General features: G+C 61.1%; 18 protein-coding genes. 10 read left to right on the top strand and 8 right to left on the bottom strand.

Features of this window, described 5'->3' with window-relative positions:
- Positions 1 to 173 precede the first annotated feature (173 nt).
- From H4684_RS03720 to H4684_RS03690, 7 genes are all read left to right on the top strand, one after another.
- Positions 174 to 1,061 carry a branched-chain amino acid ABC transporter permease gene (locus tag H4684_RS03720; RefSeq protein ID WP_192622863.1) on the top strand — a complete coding sequence of 296 codons (888 nt, stop codon included), beginning with the start codon at positions 174 to 176 and terminating at the stop codon, positions 1,059 to 1,061.
- Positions 1,058 to 2,107, top strand: a complete 1,050-nt coding sequence (locus H4684_RS03715) for a branched-chain amino acid ABC transporter permease (protein WP_225940225.1) — start codon at positions 1,058 to 1,060, stop codon at positions 2,105 to 2,107. Before H4684_RS03720 ends, H4684_RS03715 begins: the two co-directional genes overlap by 4 nt.
- A 51-nt stretch (positions 2,108 to 2,158) precedes the next feature.
- Positions 2,159 to 3,316, top strand: a complete 1,158-nt coding sequence (locus H4684_RS03710) for an ABC transporter substrate-binding protein (protein WP_192622862.1) — start codon at positions 2,159 to 2,161, stop codon at positions 3,314 to 3,316.
- Between the two features lie 95 nt (positions 3,317 to 3,411).
- Positions 3,412 to 4,209 carry an ABC transporter ATP-binding protein gene (locus H4684_RS03705; RefSeq protein WP_092188886.1) on the top strand — a complete coding sequence of 266 codons (798 nt, stop codon included), beginning with the start codon at positions 3,412 to 3,414 and terminating at the stop codon, positions 4,207 to 4,209.
- Positions 4,210 to 4,316: 107 nt separating this feature from the next.
- Positions 4,317 to 5,573: a phenylacetate--CoA ligase family protein gene (locus tag H4684_RS03700; RefSeq protein WP_192622861.1), complete on the top strand. Its 1,257-nt coding sequence runs from the start codon at positions 4,317 to 4,319 to the stop codon at positions 5,571 to 5,573.
- 9 nt (positions 5,574 to 5,582) lie between these two features.
- On the top strand, positions 5,583 to 6,995 hold the full coding sequence (locus tag H4684_RS03695; RefSeq protein WP_192622860.1) for a sigma-54-dependent transcriptional regulator: 1,413 nt from the start codon (positions 5,583 to 5,585) through the stop codon (positions 6,993 to 6,995).
- On the top strand, positions 6,992 to 8,602 hold the full coding sequence (locus tag H4684_RS03690) for a PAS domain-containing sensor histidine kinase (protein WP_192622859.1): 1,611 nt from the start codon (positions 6,992 to 6,994) through the stop codon (positions 8,600 to 8,602). The genes H4684_RS03695 and H4684_RS03690 overlap by 4 nt, the downstream gene beginning before the upstream one ends.
- 238 nt (positions 8,603 to 8,840) lie before the next feature.
- On the opposite strand, the gene H4684_RS03685 is transcribed toward H4684_RS03690, so the two are convergent.
- Positions 8,841 to 9,071 carry a hypothetical protein gene (locus tag H4684_RS03685; RefSeq protein ID WP_092188894.1) on the bottom strand — a complete coding sequence of 77 codons (231 nt, stop codon included), beginning with the start codon at positions 9,069 to 9,071 and terminating at the stop codon, positions 8,841 to 8,843.
- A gap of 12 nt (positions 9,072 to 9,083) precedes the next feature.
- The gene (locus tag H4684_RS03680) at positions 9,084 to 9,575 is read right to left on the bottom strand and encodes a YajQ family cyclic di-GMP-binding protein (RefSeq protein ID WP_092188896.1); all 492 of its coding nucleotides are present in this window, start codon (positions 9,573 to 9,575) and stop codon (positions 9,084 to 9,086) included.
- A 302-nt stretch (positions 9,576 to 9,877) separates the two neighbouring features.
- Between H4684_RS03680 and H4684_RS03675 the strand changes: the two genes are divergently transcribed.
- Positions 9,878 to 10,282, top strand: coding sequence for a MucR family transcriptional regulator (locus tag H4684_RS03675; protein ID WP_092188915.1), 405 nt, complete (start codon positions 9,878 to 9,880; stop codon positions 10,280 to 10,282).
- Positions 10,283 to 10,332: 50 nt separating this feature from the next.
- On the opposite strand, the gene H4684_RS03670 is transcribed toward H4684_RS03675, so the two are convergent.
- The 6 genes from H4684_RS03670 to H4684_RS03645 form a co-directional block, all read right to left on the bottom strand.
- On the bottom strand, positions 10,333 to 10,731 hold the full coding sequence (locus H4684_RS03670) for a response regulator (RefSeq protein ID WP_192622858.1): 399 nt from the start codon (positions 10,729 to 10,731) through the stop codon (positions 10,333 to 10,335).
- Between the two features lie 15 nt (positions 10,732 to 10,746).
- Positions 10,747 to 11,547, bottom strand: coding sequence for a hypothetical protein (locus H4684_RS03665; RefSeq protein WP_192622857.1), 801 nt, complete (start codon positions 11,545 to 11,547; stop codon positions 10,747 to 10,749).
- Positions 11,544 to 11,777: a hypothetical protein gene (locus H4684_RS03660; protein ID WP_092188921.1), complete on the bottom strand. Its 234-nt coding sequence runs from the start codon at positions 11,775 to 11,777 to the stop codon at positions 11,544 to 11,546. Before H4684_RS03660 ends, H4684_RS03665 begins: the two co-directional genes overlap by 4 nt.
- A 72-nt stretch (positions 11,778 to 11,849) precedes the next feature.
- The gene (locus tag H4684_RS03655; protein WP_092188923.1) at positions 11,850 to 12,461 is read right to left on the bottom strand and encodes a DUF4881 domain-containing protein; all 612 of its coding nucleotides are present in this window, start codon (positions 12,459 to 12,461) and stop codon (positions 11,850 to 11,852) included.
- A 25-nt stretch (positions 12,462 to 12,486) separates the two neighbouring features.
- Positions 12,487 to 13,542, bottom strand: a complete 1,056-nt coding sequence (locus tag H4684_RS03650; RefSeq protein WP_092188925.1) for a sulfite exporter TauE/SafE family protein — start codon at positions 13,540 to 13,542, stop codon at positions 12,487 to 12,489.
- Between the two features lie 30 nt (positions 13,543 to 13,572).
- Positions 13,573 to 13,872 (bottom strand): DVU0150 family protein, encoded by a 300-nt coding sequence (locus tag H4684_RS03645; RefSeq protein WP_092188927.1) that lies wholly within the window; start codon positions 13,870 to 13,872, stop codon positions 13,573 to 13,575.
- A 289-nt stretch (positions 13,873 to 14,161) separates the two neighbouring features.
- On the opposite strand from H4684_RS03645, the gene H4684_RS03640 reads away from it, so the two are divergent.
- Positions 14,162 to 16,741, top strand: coding sequence for a sigma 54-interacting transcriptional regulator (locus H4684_RS03640; RefSeq protein ID WP_192622856.1), 2,580 nt, complete (start codon positions 14,162 to 14,164; stop codon positions 16,739 to 16,741).
- A gap of 22 nt (positions 16,742 to 16,763) precedes the next feature.
- Complete coding sequence (locus H4684_RS03635) at positions 16,764 to 19,322, top strand: PEP/pyruvate-binding domain-containing protein (protein ID WP_192622855.1); 2,559 nt, start codon at positions 16,764 to 16,766, stop codon at positions 19,320 to 19,322.
- Positions 19,323 to 19,600 lie beyond the last annotated feature (278 nt).

The following is a 19,600-nucleotide window of genomic DNA, read 5'->3' as shown; positions in this document are numbered from 1 at the left end:
TTCGCGGGGATGACTCGGTGGATTGTCCGTGGACCGCGCTCTCTGGTTCTGGAGTCGGCATGTCCGCCTTGCGTCGATGTCATTCCCGCGAAGGCGGGAATCCATGCCTTTCACGCGTTTCAGAAACTCTGGAGCGAAAACGCCGCCGACGGCAACAACCCATAAGGTCATTTATGGAATACTACCTCCAACTCATCATAAACGGCCTGGTGGTCGGCTCCATCTACAGTCTGGTGGCGCTGGGATTCGTCATCATTTTCAAGGCCACCAAGGTCGTCAACTTCGCCCAGGGCGAACTGGTCATGGTCGGCGCGTACATCTGCTTCGCCCTGACCGTGCAGTTCCAGTTGCCGTTTCTGGTCTCCTTCCTCCTGACGCTGGTCTTTTCCATCGCCCTGGCCATTCTCGTGGAGCGCCTCATCCTGCGGCCGCTCATCGGCGAGCCCATCATCTCCGTCATCATGGTCACCATCGGACTCTCGTCCATGCTCAAATCTTTCGTGCAGATGGTCTGGGGCACCCAGATCCAGGTCTTCCCGGCCATCCTGCCCCAGGAACCCTACATGCTTCTGGGCCTGCCCATCGCGCCGGTGTATGTCGCGGCCTTCGGGCTCTCGGTGCTGCTCTTCGGGGTCTTCAGCCTGTTCTTCAAGTACTCGTCCCTGGGCATCGCCATGCGCGCCACGGCCTTCGACCAGCAGGCCGCCCAGTCCATGGGCATCGGCATCAAGTCCATCTTCGCCCTGTCCTGGTGCATCGCGGCCGTGGTTTCGAGCATCGGCGGCATCATCCTCGGCAACATCAACGGCATAAACGCCCAGCTCGGCCAGCTGGGGCTGAAAGTCTTTCCCGCCGTGATCCTTGGCGGGCTGGACAGCCTGCTCGGCGCGGCGCTCGGCGGCCTGATCATCGGGGTGCTGGAAAACATCTGCGAGGGCGCGGCCAAGGACCTCTTCGGACTGGGCGGATTCAAGGAGGTTGCCTCCTTTGTGATCCTGGTCATCATTCTCATGATCAAGCCTTACGGGCTTTTCGGAACCAAGGAGATTGAACGGGTATGAGCATGCAAAAATGCGGACTCTTCTACACCACCTACGCCCGCGAGGACGGCCTCTTCCCCTCCAAATTCCAGAAAATCTGTCTGGCCCTTTTCTTCGCGGTCCTGCTGGTGTGCCCCCAGTTTCTGGACTCCTACGTCATGTCCATCCTGAACCTGATCCTCATCGCGGTCATCGGGGCGGTGTCCCTGAACCTTTTGACCGGCGTCTGCGGCCAGATGTCGCTGGGGCACGGGGCTTTCGTCGGGGTCGGGGCCTACGGCGCGGCGGTGCTGTCCAACATGGGAGTGCCCTTTTTCCTGGCCCTGCTCGGCGGGGGCGCGGTGGCGGCCATGGTGGGCATGATCTTCGGCATCCCGTCGCTGCGCCTCAAGGGAATCTATCTGGCCATCTCCACCCTGGCCGCGCAGCTCATCCTGGAATACGTCTTCCTACATGCCGGAAGCATCACCGGCGGGGCCAACGGCCTGCCCGTCGATGCGCCCGAAATCATGGGCTATTCCTTCGACACCGATTCCAAGATCTTCTACCTCATCCTGCTGGTCACCGTGCTGTGCGTCCTGGTCGTGACCAACGTGATCCGCACCCGCCCCGGGCGGGCCTTCGTGGCCATCCGCGACTACCACCAGTCCGCCGAGAACGTGGGCGTGAACCTTTTCGCCTTCAAGCTGCAAGCCTTTGGTCTGAGCTCGTTCCTGGCCGGCATCGCAGGTGGCCTCTGGGCCCACTACACCATGTACATCACCCCGGAGCAGTTCTCCATGGGGCTGTCCATCAGCTATCTGGCCATGATCATCATCGGTGGAATGGGGTCTGTCCTGGGCTCCATCTTCGGGGCCATCTTCATCACCCTGCTGCCGGAGATGCTCAATCTGCTGACCACGTCCCTGGGGGGCATCGCCCCGGACCTGAGCGCCATCATCGTGCCCATGAAGGAAGGGGTCTTCGGGCTCATGCTGGTGCTCTTCCTCATCTTCGAGCCCGAAGGACTGGCCCGTAAATGGAGGCTGACCAAGGCCTACTGGAAACTCTACCCCTTTGCATACTAACGGCCCGGCCCTCTCGCGCCGGGGAAACCTTTTGCCGCATCCGGAGACACCATGAAAAAACTTCTTGCCCTGACCATCCTGGCCCTCATCGCCAGCATCAGCACGGCATCGGCCGCCTACAAGGTGGGCCTCCTGTCCGACCTCACCGGCCCCACGTCCAGCGTGGGCGGCCCCTACGCCGACGGCATCAAGGCCTATGTAGGATGGCTGAACGACAACGGCGGCATAGACGGCGAACCCGTGGAACTCATCCAGGTCGACTACGCCTACAACGTGCAGCAGGCCCTGGCCGCCTACAAGCGTTTCACCTCCAGCGGCATCGTGGCCATGCAGGGCTGGGGCACGGGCGACACCGAAGCCCTGGTCAAGTTCGTGGCCAAGGACAAGATCCCGGTCTTCTCGGCTTCCTACTCCGCGCACCTGATGGACCCGGCCAAGGCACCCTACAATTTCACCGCCGCGCCGGATTACTCCACCCAGGGCCGGGCCGGACTCAAATATCTGCGCGAGACCTGGAAGGAAGAGCGCGCCCCCAAGCTGGCCTTCGTCTTCCCGGACAATCCCTACGGATCGGTGCCCATTCCGGCCATGAAGGAATATGCCGCCGAACTGGGTTTTGAGATCGTGGGCCAGGAAAACGTGGACCTGAAAGCCATCGACGCGACCCCGCAGCTTTTGAGCCTCAAGAAGGTCGGACCCGACTTCGTCTGGACCGGCGGGACCACCCCTTCCACGGCCGTGATCATGAAGGACGCCCAGAAGCTCGGCATGACCTGCACCTTCCTGACCAACATCTGGAGCAGCGACGAGAACATCTTCAAGCTTGGCGGCGAAGCGGCCAACGGCCACTTCGGCCTGCAGGGCGGAGTCATTTACGGGCAGGACGTGCCGGGCATGGCCCTGATCCGCGAACTGACCAAGGATGAGCCGCAGATGACCCACTACGTACGCGGATTCGTTTCCGCCATGGTCATGTGCGAAGGCATGAAAATGGCCAAGGCCAAGGGCGAGGTGACGGGAGAAAGCATCAAGGACGCACTCGAAACCATGCGCGATTTCGACCCCGAGGGACTGGCCCCGGCCATCAGCTACTTCGCCGACGACCACCGTCCGAACCTCTCGGTGAACATCACCGCCTTCAAGGACGGCAAGCTCGAATTCGTCAAGACCGAAACCCTGGAACGCAAGAAGGAATGGCTCGGCCATTAGGCGTAAATTGTGGAGGCGAAGCGCCAAACCGGTCCCGCCTCCACAATCACGCGGACGGTTCTTTTCAATCAACAGCAACTTCTTGAGAACAAAGCATGAACATCCTCCAAGTGATGAACCTGGAAGTGGTCTACAACGATGTGGTCCTGGTCTTAAAAGGCCTGTCCCTGGACGTGACCACGGGCAGCATCACCACCCTCCTGGGCGCCAACGGGGCCGGCAAGTCCACGACGCTCAAGGCCATTTCCGGTTTGCTGGCCGGAGAAAACGGCAAGGTCACCTCCGGGTCCATCATGTACGACGGCACGGAGACTGTCCGCCTTGTGCCGGAAAAACTGGTCCGGGCCGGAGTTTTTCAGGTCATGGAAGGTCGGCGCATCTTCGAGGACCTGACCGTGGAGGAAAATCTGCGCTGCGGAGGGTACACGCAACCCGCGCGCCTTTTTGCGCACAACTCCGAAAAAGTGTACGCGTATTTCCCAAGACTCAAAGAACGCCGCCATCAGCTGGCGGGCTACATGTCCGGCGGCGAGCAGCAGATGCTGGCCATCGGGCGGGCGGTCATGGCCAGTCCCAAGCTGCTGCTCCTCGACGAACCGTCCCTGGGCCTGGCGCCGCTCTTGGTGGAGGAAATTTTCGAGATAGTGGGCAAGATCAACAAGACCGAAGGCGTGAGCGTGCTGCTGGTGGAGCAGAACGCGCGCATGGCCCTGTCCCTGGCCGATTACGGCTATATCATGGAGAACGGGCGCATCGTCATGGACGGCAAGGGCGAGGACTTGCTGCGCAACCCGGATGTGCAGGAGTTCTATCTTGGCCTCGGACATGGCGGGGAAAAACGCAGCTATCGCGACATCAAGCATTACAGACGCAGAAAACGCTGGCTCGGATGAAGACGTCGCTCTCGGGGCCGTTCCCCGTGCAGTGACTTCACCCTGCCGACCCCGGCCATCTGAAAACATCTCCAAACATCTCCAAACCTCTATTGATCGGAGCGTTCATGGACAGGACAAAGGGCTACTATCACGATCTGGAAACCGAATCCCGATCCGTAAGGGCAGGCAAGCAGCGCAACTCCATTCAGGCCATGGTGAAAAAGGCGTTGTCCTTTGATGGAGAATTTCGTGAACGGCTCGCATCGGCGGGCGTCGTGGCGGACGAAATCCGCTCCCTTGACGATTTCACCTCCATCCCCGTGCTGCGCAAAAAGGACCTGTCCCGGCTGCAACGCGAGAAGGGGCTGACCTGGTTTCTGCCCGGCGCCCCGGGAACTCTGGCGCGCATCTACCAGTCTCCGGGTCCCATCTACGACCCCGAAGGCCGGGGGCCGGACTACTGGGGCTGGACCGAGGCCTTTCATGCCGCCGGCTTCCGCTCCGGCGATCTGGCGCAGATGACCTTCAGCTACCATCTCACCCCTGCCGGGCTGATGCTCGAAGAACCCCTGCGCGCCCTGGGTTGCGCAGTGATCCCGGCCGGACCGGGAAATTCCTCCGTGCAGTTGCAGCTCATGCAGGAATTGCCCGTGACGGCCTTCGTGGGCATGACCAGTTTTCTCAAGACCCTGGGCGAAAAGGCCAGGGACAAGGGGCTCGACCCGAAAAAGGATTTCGGGCTGCGGGTCGCGTTTGTGGCCGCCGAACGCCTGCCGGAGAGCCTGCGCACGGAAGTGCAGGACATGTTCGGCATGATCATCCGCCAGGGCTACGGCACGGCCGACGTGGGCTGCATCGCCTACGAGTGCCCGGAGCTTGGCGGCATGCACCTCTCAAACCGCTGTTTCGTCGAGATCTGCGATCCGGCCACGGGCCGCCCTGTGTCCACGGGAGAAATCGGCGAGGTGGTGGTCACGCCGTTCACCCCGGACTATCCCCTGATCCGCCTGGCCACCGGAGACCTTTCGCGCCTCGATGACGCCGATTGCCCCTGCGGCCGCACAGCGCCGAAGCTGCAAGGCATTCTGGGACGGGTGGACGACACCGCCAAGGTTCGCGGACAGTTCGTCTATACCGCCCAGGTCGCGCAGGCCTTGAGCCGTTTTCCGCAGGTCCTGCGTCATCAGGTGGTGGTGAGCAACGACGAGGGCAAGGAAACCCTGACCCTGCGCATCGAAACCAATGGCCCGGCGGACCACGGCGCCATCGCCGCAGGTTTTCAGGAAGTGATCAAGCTACGCCCGGTCGTGGTCACCCTCGGCCTGGGGGAAACCATCCCGGAAGGCGCGCCGGCCCTTGTTGACGAACGCACATACGATTAGGAAACAGACATGACGAAATTCCCATCCTATCCCGTCCTGCTCGTCGATGATGAGGACACGTGGCTGCGGTCCTTTTCCCTGGCCCTCAAATCCCACGGAATCGACAACATCATCTGCTGCAACGACAGCACCACGGTGCCCGAAATCCTGGCCAAGACCGAAATCGAGGTCATGGCCGTGGATCTGGCCATGCCCGGCATGTCCGGACAGGACCTCATCGACACCGTGTCCGCGACCAATCCGGACATTCCCATCCTGGTCATCACCGGCATGAGCCAGGTGGAGACGGCGGTGCAATGCATCAAACGCGGCGCCTTCGACTTTTTCGTCAAGACCAACGACAAGAGCAGCCTTGTCTCCGGCATCAGGCACGCCATCGAAATCCGCGAACTCAAGCGCGAGAACAGCAGTCTGCGCACCCGCTTCCTGCAGGACACCCTGGAGCACCCCGAGGCCTTTGCGCCCATCGTGACCTGCTCCAAGGCCATGCGCTCCATCTTCCAGTACATCGAGGCCATCGCGCGCAGCACCCAGCCCGTGCTCATCACCGGCGAATCCGGGGTCGGCAAGGAGCTTGTGGCCAAGGTCATTCACGATTTGAGCGGACGGCAGGGCGAATTCGTGCCCGTCAACGTGGCCGGTCTCGACGACAACATCTTTGCCGACGCCCTGTTCGGGCACAAGAAGGGAGCCTTCACCGGCGCCGACAGAGCCCGCCCCGGCCTGGTGGAAAACGCCAAGGCAGGCACCCTTTTTCTGGACGAAATCGGCGACCTCCCCCAGGCCTCGCAGGTCAAGCTGCTGCGCCTGGTCCAGGAACGCGAATACCTGCCTATCGGCTCCGACGTGACCCGCAAGACCGACGCCCGCATCATCGCGGCCACCAATGTGGACCCCGGCGTCATGGCCGAGGCGAAACGCTTCCGGTCCGACCTGTACTACCGCCTGCGCGCACATCACGTGCATCTACCTCCCTTGCGCGAACGCCGCGAGGATCTGCCCCTTCTGATCGACCACTTCATGCGCCAGGGCTGCCAGCAGCGCAAACGCCCGGCAGTGCCGGTCGAGCTTTTGAACCTGCTCGCAAGCTACGACTTTCCGGGCAACATACGTGAACTGCGATTCCTGATCCTGGACGCCCTGAGCTGTTCTGGAGACGACGAACTGGACCTGGACCGCATCAAGGCGCATGTGCGCAAGAATCCCGCCGCATCCCGCAAGGTCCAGCCCGGGGAAGGCACGCGCCTGCAATTCGGCCCGGAACTGCCGACCCTGAAGCATGTCTGCGCCGAACTGGTGCACGAGGCCATGCGCCGCACCGGAAACAACCAGGCCCTGGCCGCGAGCATGCTGGGCGTGTCCCGGCAGGCGCTCAACAAGCGCCTCAACAAGCTTCGCCAGATGGAGGACCCTGAAGAGTGAACGCCGGACGGGAAGATCTGCTGCAAAGGCTGCGCGAGCTGGAACGCTCCAACCGCCAGCTCACCCGCGAAGTGCAGGACCTGCGCGCCCTGATCGACACGCCGCTCAATGTCATGCTTTTTTCCCTCGACCTGAACTACAATTACATCACCTTCAACCAGGCCCACCGGGAATTCGTCAAACACAACTGGAACCTCGACATCCACCCCGGCATGCACGTTTTCGACGTCCTGAACGAGCCCGATGAGCGCGCCAGCTCCCGCCGCAATTTCGACCGAGTCCTGGCCGGCGAATCCTACATCCTGCGGCGCAAATACAGAAAACCCAAAGGAGAGATCGGCTTCTACCAGAACACCTACGTGCCCTTGCAACGCGGAGGGGAGATTCTGGGTGCCGTGGTCTTTGCCCACGACATCACCGAGTGGAACGAGCGTGAAGAGGAAGGCAAGAAATACCGCGCCATTTTCGAAAAGGCCCTGGAGGGCATCTACCGCTCCACCTCCGGGGGACGCTTCATCGAAGCCAACCGCGAGATGGCCCGCATCCTGGGCTACGATTCACCCCAGGATCTCATGTCCACGATCACCGACATCAGCCGCCAGCTGTACTGCGACCCCGACGACCGCGAGCTGGTCTTCTCCATCCTGCGCCGCGACGGTGTGCTCAAGGATTTCGAGACCCGCATGCGTCGCAAGGACGGCAGTGAAATCTGGGTGGAATTCAACGCCCGGATCGAAAAGGACGATCAGGGCCGCACGGTGTTCATCGAGGGCAAGCTGACGGACATCACGACCCGCAAGGAAGCCGAGCGCAAGGCCCAACTCCGGGGACAGAAGATGATCCAGGCCGACAAGATGGCCTCCCTTGGGGTGCTGGTGGCGGGCGTGGCCCACGAGATCAACAACCCCAACAGCTTTCTGACGCTGAACCTGCCGCTCCTGCGCGACGTCTGGGCCGACGCCCTGCACGTGCTGGACGAATATCAGGAAGAACATGGGGATTTCGTGCTCGGCGGGCTCGAATATTCGGAACTCAGGCAGCAGATGCCGCTGCTGCTGCAGGGCATGGTGGACGGGTCGGAGCGGATCAAGGATATCGTTTCAAGACTCAAGGACTATTCACGCCAGCGCCCTGAAGGGGAACGCGAGACGACCGACGTGAACAGCGTCGTGGCCGGAGCCCTGGCCTTCGTGCGCCAGAAACTGAAAACCGCGGCCCCGGGCTATCTCGTCAGGCTGGGCGCGGAGCCTGTGCTGGTGGAAGCAGACCTGCAACGCCTCATCCAGGTGCTCATCAATCTGCTGGTCAACGCCTGCGAAGCCGTGCCCGCCTCGGGCGGCGAGATCACGCTGCAGGTCCTGTCCGGATACGGGGAGGACAAGGCCTGGGCCGGAGTGGAGGTGCGCGACAACGGCTGCGGCATCCTCCCCCACGACCTCAAATACATCCAGGACCCGTTCTTCACCACCAAACGGGAACTGGGCGGAACGGGCCTTGGCCTGTCCATCTCCTCGGCCATCATGCACGACCATGGCGGTCGCCTGGAATTCTCGTCCCAGCCAGGCCAAGGCACCTGCGTACGCATGCTCCTGCCCATGACACGATGAAATGGTGAATAGTGTGCGGAAAAACATAGGGCATGCAAGACGGTAACTGCAAAAAGTCGCCATCCCCTTGAAGAAGGAGATGACGACTTTTTAACTATCTAAAAAGAATGGATTTCGCGACTTTTCCAACCATATCCCGCATTCGCGGGAATGACCATCAGGTTCTTTCGTAACTGTTTTTGCAGTGCAGTCTGCAAGGGCTTGCCCTCACTGCCTTCCATTCACCAATCACCATTAACTATTCACTCTTCTCTATCATCCGCTCCTTCACGATGGCGCTGTCCATGGCGAAGTCGATGATCCCCGATACAAGGTAGCCAAGGGCCACAAGCACAAGCAGCGCAATCAGAAGCTTCATGGTCTGCCGGGGCTGTCTCCAGAAAAGAAACACCACGACCGCGCCCACTCCCAACCCGATCAGCGGATTGGACATGATCCAGGCCCAAATCCCCATGATGAATGCGTGCATGCGCACCTCCGGTTACTTTTTCATGTTCACGAACTGCAAGGGCAACTCGAACTCGGACCCTCTCAGCAGCGCCATGACCTCCTGCAGGTCATCGATCTTCTTGCCGGAGACCCGCACCTGTTCGTCCTGGATGGCGGCCTGGACCTTGAGCTTGCTGTCCTTGATCAACTTGACCAGCTTGCGGGCGGCATCCTTGTCTATGCCGTCGTGCAGCTTGATTTCCTGTTTGAGCTGACCACGGGAGGTATTTTCGGTCTCCCCGAACTCCAGGGACTTGGGATCGACCTTGCGGCGCACGAAATGCGAGATCAGCATCTCCCTTATGGCCCGTATCTTCATCTCGTCTCCGGTAACCAGAGAGAGGATTTTCGTCTTGCGATTGAAGTCCATTTCCGTGATCACGCCCTTGAAGTCGTACCGGGTCTCGACTTCCTTGCGCACATTGTTCACCGCATTATCAACTTCCTGCAAATCGATTTCATTCACAATATCAAAAGATGGCATTTGTCCTCCTTTTGGTCTCGCCGTCTATCGTAACATGGACGCATGCTGACCTCAAAATCCCATCGTCGTCAAGCTTCCCAAACAAATGTATTCCCCCGGAAAGATAATCACCACCTTGGGAAACCACATATTTCCTCAACGGATTCAGACACGTTCACAACGATCCTCCCGGCAATCAGGAGCAGACATAACAGATTGTCAACAAAGCATTTGACATTCCATCATTCTCTACTATGAAGTAAGCTACTTTGTCTGACGGTTTACAGCGTTATCAATGACCCTATTATAGCTATGGAGTAAAAATGGAAGATTATCTGAAGCAAGCAATCGAAATCGTGAAGGCCCAGGCTTCTGTCCGCAACATGAACGAAGACGAAATCACCTCAATGATCCGCGCCCTGACGCAGAGCATCCGTGGTGTCGCCGAAGGCGTTGTCCCCGTTGTCGACACTGAACCCGCCGTGGATCCCAAGAACGCCATCCGTGAAAAGAGCGTCATCTGCTGCGAATGCGGCAAGTCCTTCAAGGTCCTGACTAAGCGCCACCTGGCTACCCACGGTCTGACCCCCGAAGAGTACCGCGAAAAGTACGGCTACAAGAAGGGCACTTCCCTGGTCGCCAAGTCCCTGGCCCGCGACCGTCGCAAGACCATGCAGGGCATGAAGCTCTGGGAAAAGCGCAAGAAGGCCGTCAAGACCCCCGCGTAACGCAGAAAACCCTCGTCACCGAGGGTTTTTTCATTTCCGGAGTCCGGGATTCATGCGCTGCGGCGCTCAAGCAGGCGATCGCGGAGCAGGTCGATGCGCTCCAGAAGATTCTCCACGGAACAGGGCTTGAGCAGAAAGTCGTCGGCGCCAGCGCGCATGGCTTCCAGGGCCAAGCCCGTATGGGCGTGACCGGACAGGATGATCACCCCGAAATCCTCGCCCTTCAGTCGGCGCATCTCCCGCAGCACCTCGATCCCGCCCAGGTCCGGCATCTTCATGTCCAGGACCACTATGTCAACGGAGTGATTCCCGAACCAGTCCAGGCCTGCCCGGCCCGAGGACGCCGTGGCCACGTCGAGCTTCTTGCGCCGCAGGTACTTGGCCATGGTGCCCAGAAACTCTTCCTCGTCATCCACAAACAAGAGCTTGCAGTCTTCAAGAGAACTCATGGCCTCTCCATGGGATCATGCCTGAGCGGGACAGGCGATGTCGCCCAGCCGCACGGGCGAATCCGCGGGAATCCGTATTCTGATTTCATTGCGGTCGCAGGACAGCACCGTCCCCTGTCCGAGGTCGCCGCGCAGGGGATGCGTGAACCTGAACGGCGCACCTTCCTCCACGCTTGAGCACGAGCGCATCTCCACTTCCGCTTCCAGGTATCCGTCGATCTTCCGCAGTCTGAATATCTCCCCACACCCGTGCTCCGCAAGCAGTTCATGCCACTTCCTGCCCAGCAGGTAATTGCCGCCGGCTGTCGCAAGTCCGAAAAAACCAAGCACTGCGGCCACTATCAATGGGTCGGCCGCGGTCCAGCGTGTCACGAGGGAGGGGGAATCGGCCTGCCTGGCCTTGGCGCTGGCGAAGACGCGGACGGTGAAGACCAGGGCCGGGTTCTGCTTTTCCCCAAACCTGTCGCGGACCTTGAACACGTAGGTTCCGGGGCGCGGCACGGGACTGACTTCAAAATATCCGCGCCACATGCCACCGCCGAAGAGATAGCCCGTGAAAACGGCTTCGGGCACCAGGCGCAGGGAGCCGTCGAAGGCGCCGCCCTCAATCACGAAATCCCTGATCCGCTCGGTCTTTGGAGGCATGGGGCCGCTCACCACGTAGCGTTCACCCGGGATGAGTCGCACCTGCCCCGATCCACCGAAAATTCCGCCGCGCAGGCCGTCGAAAAGGATCAGCAGGGTCAGGACCAGCAGAATCATGGCCACGGTGCCGCTGGCGCGCTGGAGGCGCCAGATCCGCTGGGCACGGATCACGCCGCATCTCCGCACATGGAATCCGCGCTGCGCCGCAGCTTCCGCTTGGCCGCGAACCCCAGGACAATGATGGGCAGCAGCAGGCTCCCGAAAACCCTGAGGAAGACAAGGGTGAACTCCTCGGGATTCTGCGCGGCCATGTACATGGCAACGGTCAGCGCCCCGAGAACCAGGGCGTTGATGGACAGGACGAGGATCTTGTGCAGCAGGAAAAATCTGTATTCGCTCACGTCGGACTCCTTAAAGGGGGATGCGCGGGACGTCCAGGAGGGCGGTTGTCCACCCCGCGCATCCCCGAGGCTTTACTTCTTGAAGATGTCGGTCTTGCTGACGTTCATGAAGCGGATGGCTTCGCCTTCCGTCTTGTAGTACACCCGCACCTCGTCGCCGGCGTCCCAGGTGCTCTCGGGAAACCCGAAGTACTCTTCAGGCACGCTGAAGGTGGCGAGCATCTTCTGGCGACCTGAATAGACGGTGACGGTCTTATTGTCCTGATCGACCACGGGGAACTTCTTGGCCACGTTCTTGTCCTTGTCGAAAACCAGGGGGTGGTCCTTGGCGATGTCCTTCTGCACGTCCACGATGGTGATGGGCAGATCTTCAAGGGCCTGGTTGTTGGGATTGAAGATGCGGATGACCTTCTTGTCCACGTCCAGCTTCATGCGATACCCGGCCTTGGGGTCCGCGCCGCGCTCGGCCGGATCCGTAGGCATCTTGTACGTGTGCGGAGGCAGAATCGAATAGTCGGGATTCTGGGAATCCATGGCCTTGTCCTGGATCACGGTCACGGTCTGCTTGTCCTTGTCGAAGGCGATGACCCGTCCCTGATCCACCTTGCCGTATTCATCGCACCCAAGGACACCGAAGGTCAGCAGCGCGATGGCGAGTCCGAGCAGTATGCGTCTGGTATTCATGTTCAACTCCTTATCTGATTGCGGGCTAGTTCCTGCGGTTCTTGGCAGCCAGTTCCATCTTAACGCCCTGGACCATGCGCACGAAGATGTAGATGGACATGCAGCTCACCAAGCCGAGGACCAGGACCGTCGACGCATTATTGAGCAGGTTCTTGTAGGCGGGCAGCCAGGGCTGGACCAGCTTGAGCAGGATGGACACCGCGCAACCGATGACGGCCAGGCCGAAGGCGATGCGGATGCCATAGCCCTTGATGTACTTGGTGGCCACGGCGCCGACCTGGGCGCCCATGGCGGCGCCGACCAGCATGATCATGGCGGCGACGAGCTCGGTGCGGCCCTTCCAGGTGTAGGTGGCCGCGCCGTAAAGGCCGGAGATGGCCACTTCAAAGAGGTCGGTGCCGACGGCGACATGGGTCGGACAGCCGATCATGTAGATCAGGGCGGGCATGCGGATCAGACCGCCGCCGATGCCCAGGATGCCGGCCAGCCAGCCGGTGAAGAAGCTGACGAAGATGGGCAGCCAGGCGGAACAGTAGATGCCGGCTTCCTTCAGGTGAACCATCGGGGGAATCTTGATCTTGTGGAGAGCCTTGTGCCACTCGACGCCGGTCTCAAGGCCGGTCAGCTTCTCGCCGCGGGCGAGGGCCGCGCGCTCCTTGGCCTTGCGCTTGGCGACATCATGGAAGACCATCCAGGCAATGAAGGCCAGAAGCACGATGTAGATCCAGCGCACGACCTTCTCGACACTGCCGATGCGTTCCAGCCACATGACCATCTGGGCCCCGGCCTCGAAGCCGACCACGGTGCCCACCAGCATGATCAGACCCAGTTTGTAGTCGACGTTGCCGAACTTGCCGTGGCGCATGGTGGAAATGAGAGACTTGCCCGCCATGTGCGCGATGTCGGTGCCGATGGCGAAGGCCATGGGGAAACCGAGAATGTTGAGACCGGGCGTGACCATCCACGCCCCGCCCATGCCGAAGAAACCGCCGATGATGCCGACGCCGACTCCGAGGATAATGAGGCCGGGCCAGAAAATTTTAACGCCTGCGATGGGCATGAGGACATAGAGCCAATCCATGGTTTATCTCCTTGGTCGATGGTGTACGGTTTAGTGTTCCGCCAGATTGCGGGACTTCAGGTCGATGCCGATCCAGCTCATGATGATGTCGGCCAGGACACCGAACACCACGCCAGTGATCGGGATCAGGACGACCGTCAGGATCATGAACTGAAAATGACTCTCATTGTACAGATTGGCCCACCAAGCCAGAATCCCGGTCAGCTTCCGGGTGTCCGCCACCAGCACGATGGGGGCCGCGCCTCCACCGCCGGCCGCCAGGGCGAAACCGGGACACAGCAGGACCATTGCCATCAGTGACCACCAGAGCCTGTTCAATCTTGCTTTCATCATAACCTCCAGAATGTTTGCTTCCCCGGTCCGGCCTCAGCCTCATTCAAGGCTTCCAGCCCGGACCTCTCCCCTGCCGTTTCGTTTCAGAAGTTCTTCCCGTCATGCAAATTCAACGGGTTAATCACGCATCTGTAGCCAAAATAGCAAAGGACGAGCCAAGGCGATCACGCATGAATTTTGCCCTGTATTTCAAGTGATTGAACATTCTTGTTGCGCAATTTTTCACAAGAGGACACTATACGCAAAAATATTTCGCGATAATCCAGCGACAACCCGGAGGACAGAAATGCCCTACTCCTACCCCCCCACGCTCGACCCGGTGCTCAACCTCGAAAAACCCGTGAAGGAATGGAGTATAACCCGCATCCTCCTGCTTCTGGGCACGCCGCTGGTGGCCGGCGTGCTCTTGGTCATGACCGTCTCGACCTACCGGATCTCCTCCCACTACCTGAATCGCGCCTACGCGCGAAACGCTCACACCAGGGCGCTGGCCCAGGCCCACGAGCTGCAGCAGCTGCTCAAGGACGCGCGCTATGAAATCCAGAATCTGGCGCGCTCCGATGTCTCGGCCCAGGCCATCCAGAAATACATGATGGACAAACCCGCGACAAAGCGGAACAAATACTGCGAAATCGCATTTCACGGCACTGCGCCACAGGACAACTACGTCCTATTGAACACGGGGGAGAAGGTCTGGAAGGTTCCGGACGAGCAGGCCGCGGGCGTCAAGTTCGGCGCCTTCACGCGCAGGGAGAGGATCGGGGGCAAGATCGAGGACTTCGTGCAGATCGAACAGCCCGTGCAGGCCTACTACACGTCGGTTCCGTACCTGGGCTCCGTTGAGAACATCGAGTTCTCGGTCATCAGGCTGAGCACGCCGGTGCTGGACGCGGAAAAGAGATTCCGGGGATACCTGACATTGTCCGTCGATATCATCGAGATTCAGCGGATCATGACCACCTTCTCCTCCAGGCAGTCGCCTCTCTACATCTTCCCCCAGGAAAAGGAGCAGGTCAGGAGCTTTTTCTTCGACGCAGCGGGATGGCTCATCTGCGAGACGGGGCAGGCCGGCAACCCGCACCTCAAAATCTCCATCGACGACATCCGCACGGGTCTGCAGGGCGATCTCGGCCGACCGGGATTCGCGACCGCGTTCCGGCCGAATCCGCAATACGAGAAATACTGGGCTGTGGTATCCGCCGTGCAGGCCGGTAAAGACGGCGAGATCGGATTTGCGAACTTCCTGAACGACCCAAGCAACACCGGCGGAGACCATTACCTCTATTATGTTCCAATCCGTTTCCAGGAGGAGGCCACGGGAAATCCGGTCATCCTCGGAGGGATCGGGTGCATCGACACAAGCTTCATGCTCAAGGCCTCGCGCTATGAAGTGGCCATGGCCCTCGGCATATCCTGGTTCGTGGCGCTCCTGCTCACCATCGCGGCGTTCGTTTATCTCAATCGAAGGATCAGCAACCCGCTGAAGAGACTGGCTTCCGCCACGGAACAAATAGCCATGGGCGACGATGCCGCCACCCTGGAACTGGCTCCGCTGCCCAAGGAGCTGCGTCACCTCCAGCACGTCATCAACATTCTTCTGCTGCAGCTGCAGACGGCCCGCAACGAGACCCGAATCCGCCAGGGCCTGATCTTCGACGAGATGCAGCGCCAGCCAGTCAGCCTCGATGCGCTGGCGGAAAACGCCTCAAGCAAAGAGTCGTCACGCTGCGCAGAGAAGGCCTTCGGCATCGTGGGTTCGAGCCAGGCGGTGCGCAACCTCAACGCCATGATCCACAAGGCGGCCCAGGTCATGGCCGACGTGCTGATCATCGGTGAAACCGGCACGGGCAAGGAGCTCACGGCCGAAGCGATCCACCGCGCCGGCACCCGCGCCACAGGCCCCTTCATTTCCATCAACTGCGGCGCGCTGGACGAAAACCTGCTCATGGACGCGCTCTTCGGACACGTGAAGGGCGCATTCTCCGAGGCCAAGACGGACCGCAAAGGCGCATTCCTCGCCGCTTCGGGCGGCACGCTGCACCTCGACGAAATCGGCAACGCATCGCCCAAGGTGCAGCAGTCCCTGTTGCGCGCCCTGGCGGCGCGCAGAATCCGTCCCCTGGGTAGCGATCAGGACCAGCCCTTCGACGCGCGCGTCGTGGCCGCCACCAACGTCGACCTGCTTGAATCCGCACGCAACGGGAAGTTCCGCGAAGACCTCTACTACCGGCTGGCCGTCATCACCATCTCGACCCCACCCTTGCGCGATCGCAGGGAGGACATCCCCGCCCTGGTCCGCTCGTTCATGCGTGAGCACACCCGGGGCACGACTCCGCCGGACATCAGCCGCGGTGCCCTGGACAAGCTGCTGCAGCACGACTGGCCGGGAAACATCCGCGAATTGAAGAACTGCATCACCCGCGCCATGACCTTTGCCGAAGGCAACCTCCTGCTGGCGGACCACATCGAGTTCGGTCAGAACCGCGCAGCCGGACCCGCATCGGAGCCAGCCACGGCCCAGGGTCCTGCAGTCCAGGCCAAGACTCCGGCCGGTTCAAGAAACGGGAGCAGCCCGGAACCGCTCGCCACGACAACGCCGGAAGGGCCGCCAAGCCCCTCCGCGCACACGTCGTCCGCACTGCCCGAGGCGGTCCTGGCCACCCTGAACCCGCGGCAAGTCAAGGCCTGGCCCTCGATTGCCGCCAATGGTGGCACGAACCGTGCTCTGTATGAAAGCGCCGTCGGGGAGGAGATTTCGGTCAGAACCGCGCAATACGATTTGCAGGATCTGGTCAACAAGGGCTTGCTGAAGAAAACCGGCAAGGGCCCGTCCTCGCGGTACGTGGTGGCCGTCCGTACTCCATAACCTGCATCCGGGAGACTGCATCATGGGATTCCGGGATCTGATCCAGGCACTGCTCCCCCAAAAAAAAGCCGGGCAGGAGAACGAAGCCGTGCTGCGTTCCTTCCGCCTGCAATACACGCATTTCAAGGACCTGCTCCTGTCCAATGCGGAACTCGGCACGATCATGGCGGAGATCGACGAGAAGCTGAAAGGGGCGGCCCTGTTCGGAATGAACGAGATCCGGGCGCTGGCCACCAGAAGCGTCTTCCACACCATGCGCATGGTCACCTCCCTGAACGCCATCTCGGGAGACCGCTATGGCACGCTGCCGGCCATGGTGGAACACATCAACGCCCGCATCAGCGCCATCCTGGACAGCAAACCCCAGCCCGTCATCACGGAATACACTTTTCCCCTGTCGGCCGTGAACAAAGGCTTGGTGGATGTCGTCGGCGGCAAATGCGCAAACCTCGGAGAAATGCGCAATCGCGCAAACATCCCCACTCCGGCCGGTTTCGCGATTACCACGGCCGCCTACGAAGCTTTTCTGCGCGGCGAGGGTCTGCGGGATGAAATTTTGAAGCAGCTCCGCGAAGCCAGGGCGGACGCCCCCGCCACCGTGGTCGCCGCGTCCGAGGCCATATTCAGGACCATCAACCGTGTCGGCGTCCCCGAAGACGTCATGCGCGACATCCTGGACGCCTGGGACCAGAGCTTTGCCGATCCCGCATCAACCCGGGCGGCCTTGCGCTCCAGCGCCATCGGCGAGGACGGCATCCTCTCCTTCTCCGGACAATACAGGACCATCCTCGGCGTCACGCGGGAAACACTGGAGAACGCCTTCCGCGAGGTCCTCGCCAGCCTCTTCTCGCCCCGCGCCATCACCTACCGCATCCATCACGGCGTGTCCTTCGAGCACTGCGCCATGGGCATGGCCTGTATCGAAATGGTGGACGCCCTGGCCAGCGGAATCATCTTCTCGCGCCACCCCGTGAACCCCCTGTCCGACGAAATGGTCCTCAATGCCATCTGGGGCCTTGGGGCCTATGCCGTGGACGGGATCATCGAGCCCGACACCTGGCACGTCAGGCCGGGACCCGTCCCCCATATCGCTATGCAGCATGTCGCCGACAAACGGGTGCGCCTCGTCTCCGACTCCTCAGGCAAGCATGAGGAGGCGGTTCCGGAGGCATTGCGCACCGCGCCTTGCCTGAGCACCGCGCAGGTCCTGGAGCTTGCAGCCATCGCGTCCCGTCTGGAAGGACATTACCACCATCCTCAGGACATCGAGTGGGCCCTGGACCGGGACGGGCGGATCATGATCCTGCAAAGCAGGCCCATGCGGCTGGCCCACGCCCACCACAACGGCCTGGCTACCACCGCCATCGAAGGCGCGCAGCTGCTCATCGACCAGGCGGACATCGCCTGCGCCGGCATCGGCTCGGGACAGGCCGTCCTGGCTCAAAACCTCGACAATCTCGCCGATTTTCCGGAGGGCGGCATCCTCATCGCACCCCACTCGCTCCCCAACTACGTCCTGGTCATGAACCGCGCCCAGGCCATCGTCACCGAGGCCGGCAGCATCACCGGGCACATGGCTTCCCTGGCACGCGAGTTCGATGTCCCGACCATCCTCAACGCCAGGCTCGCCAGCACGAAAATCCTCGACGGACAGACCCTGACCGTGGACGCCATCACCGGCCGGGTCTATGCCGGGGTCGTCCCCGAACTCATGACCTTCAAGTCGGCGCAGCGCTTCAGAATCGCCGATTCCCCGGTGCACGCCATCCTGCGTCAGGTCGCCGACCAGATCGTCCCCCTGCACCTGCTCGACCCGAAGTCGCCGGTCTTCAAACCCGAGTCCTGCACCACCCTGCACGACGTCATGCGCTTCGTGCACGAACTCTGCTACACGGAAATGTTTCGCATCAGCGACCGGGCCTCGGACGCCGGTGCCGTTTCCTGCCAGCTCAAGGCCAAACTGCCCATCGACCTGCACCTCATCGACCTCGGCGGAGGGCTGAGGGACGTCTACGGCCCATACGTATTTCCCGAACAGGTCACCTCGGCACCCCTGGCCGCCCTCCTGTCCGGGATGCTGCGCCCCGAGGTCCACGTTCGCGGACCACGCCCCATCGACGTTGGCGGTTTCCTCTCGGTCATGACCCAGCACATGCTCGAACCCCCGACGGTCCAGGCCCAGCGCTTCGGCGAACGCAGCTACGGCATCGTCTCCGACACCTACCTGAACTTCAGCTCGCGCGTGGGCTACCACTACAGCGTCGTGGACGCCTACTGCGGCGAGACCGTGTCCAAGAACTACATCACCTTCCAGTTCAAGGGCGGGGCCGCCGACGAGATCCGCCGCGAACGCCGCGTGCGCTGCATCGCCCTGATCCTGAGCCGCCTGGGCTTCACCACCGACGTGCGCGGCGACATGACCCAGGCCCGGTTCCAGAAATTCTCGCGGGAAGATACCCGTGAACGCCTGGACCAGCTGGGCCGCCTGCTCATCGTCACCCGGCAGATGGACATGCTCATGACCAGCGAAGCCGCCGTGATGGCCATGGCCGACAACTTCATGGCCGGCGACTACCACTAGGCAGGTTGCCCGCCCTCCCGCACAGCACTGGACACGTCGCCAGTCCCATGCCCCACCCGCCTGTGCACGTCATGCCCTCGGATGCCGCCCGGCAACGATGCCTGGGATACTTGCCCTTAATTTGGGAAAAATGCCCGCTCCTGTGGTTTAAAATGACCAGAAAATCGGGCGCGGATCCTATCGACACGACCTTTCCATATCCATAGATAATCTATTGAATTTCTTCATGCGTCAGCGTCGCCGGGCCCAGGTCCGGACAGATGTGCAGCGTCACCACG

The sequence above is a fragment of the Desulfomicrobium macestii genome (assembly GCF_014873765.1).
In the GTDB taxonomy this organism is placed as follows: domain Bacteria; phylum Desulfobacterota; class Desulfovibrionia; order Desulfovibrionales; family Desulfomicrobiaceae; genus Desulfomicrobium; species Desulfomicrobium macestii.
Note: the sequence above shows the minus strand (reverse complement) of the source record. Positions and strands in the feature narration are given on the sequence as shown.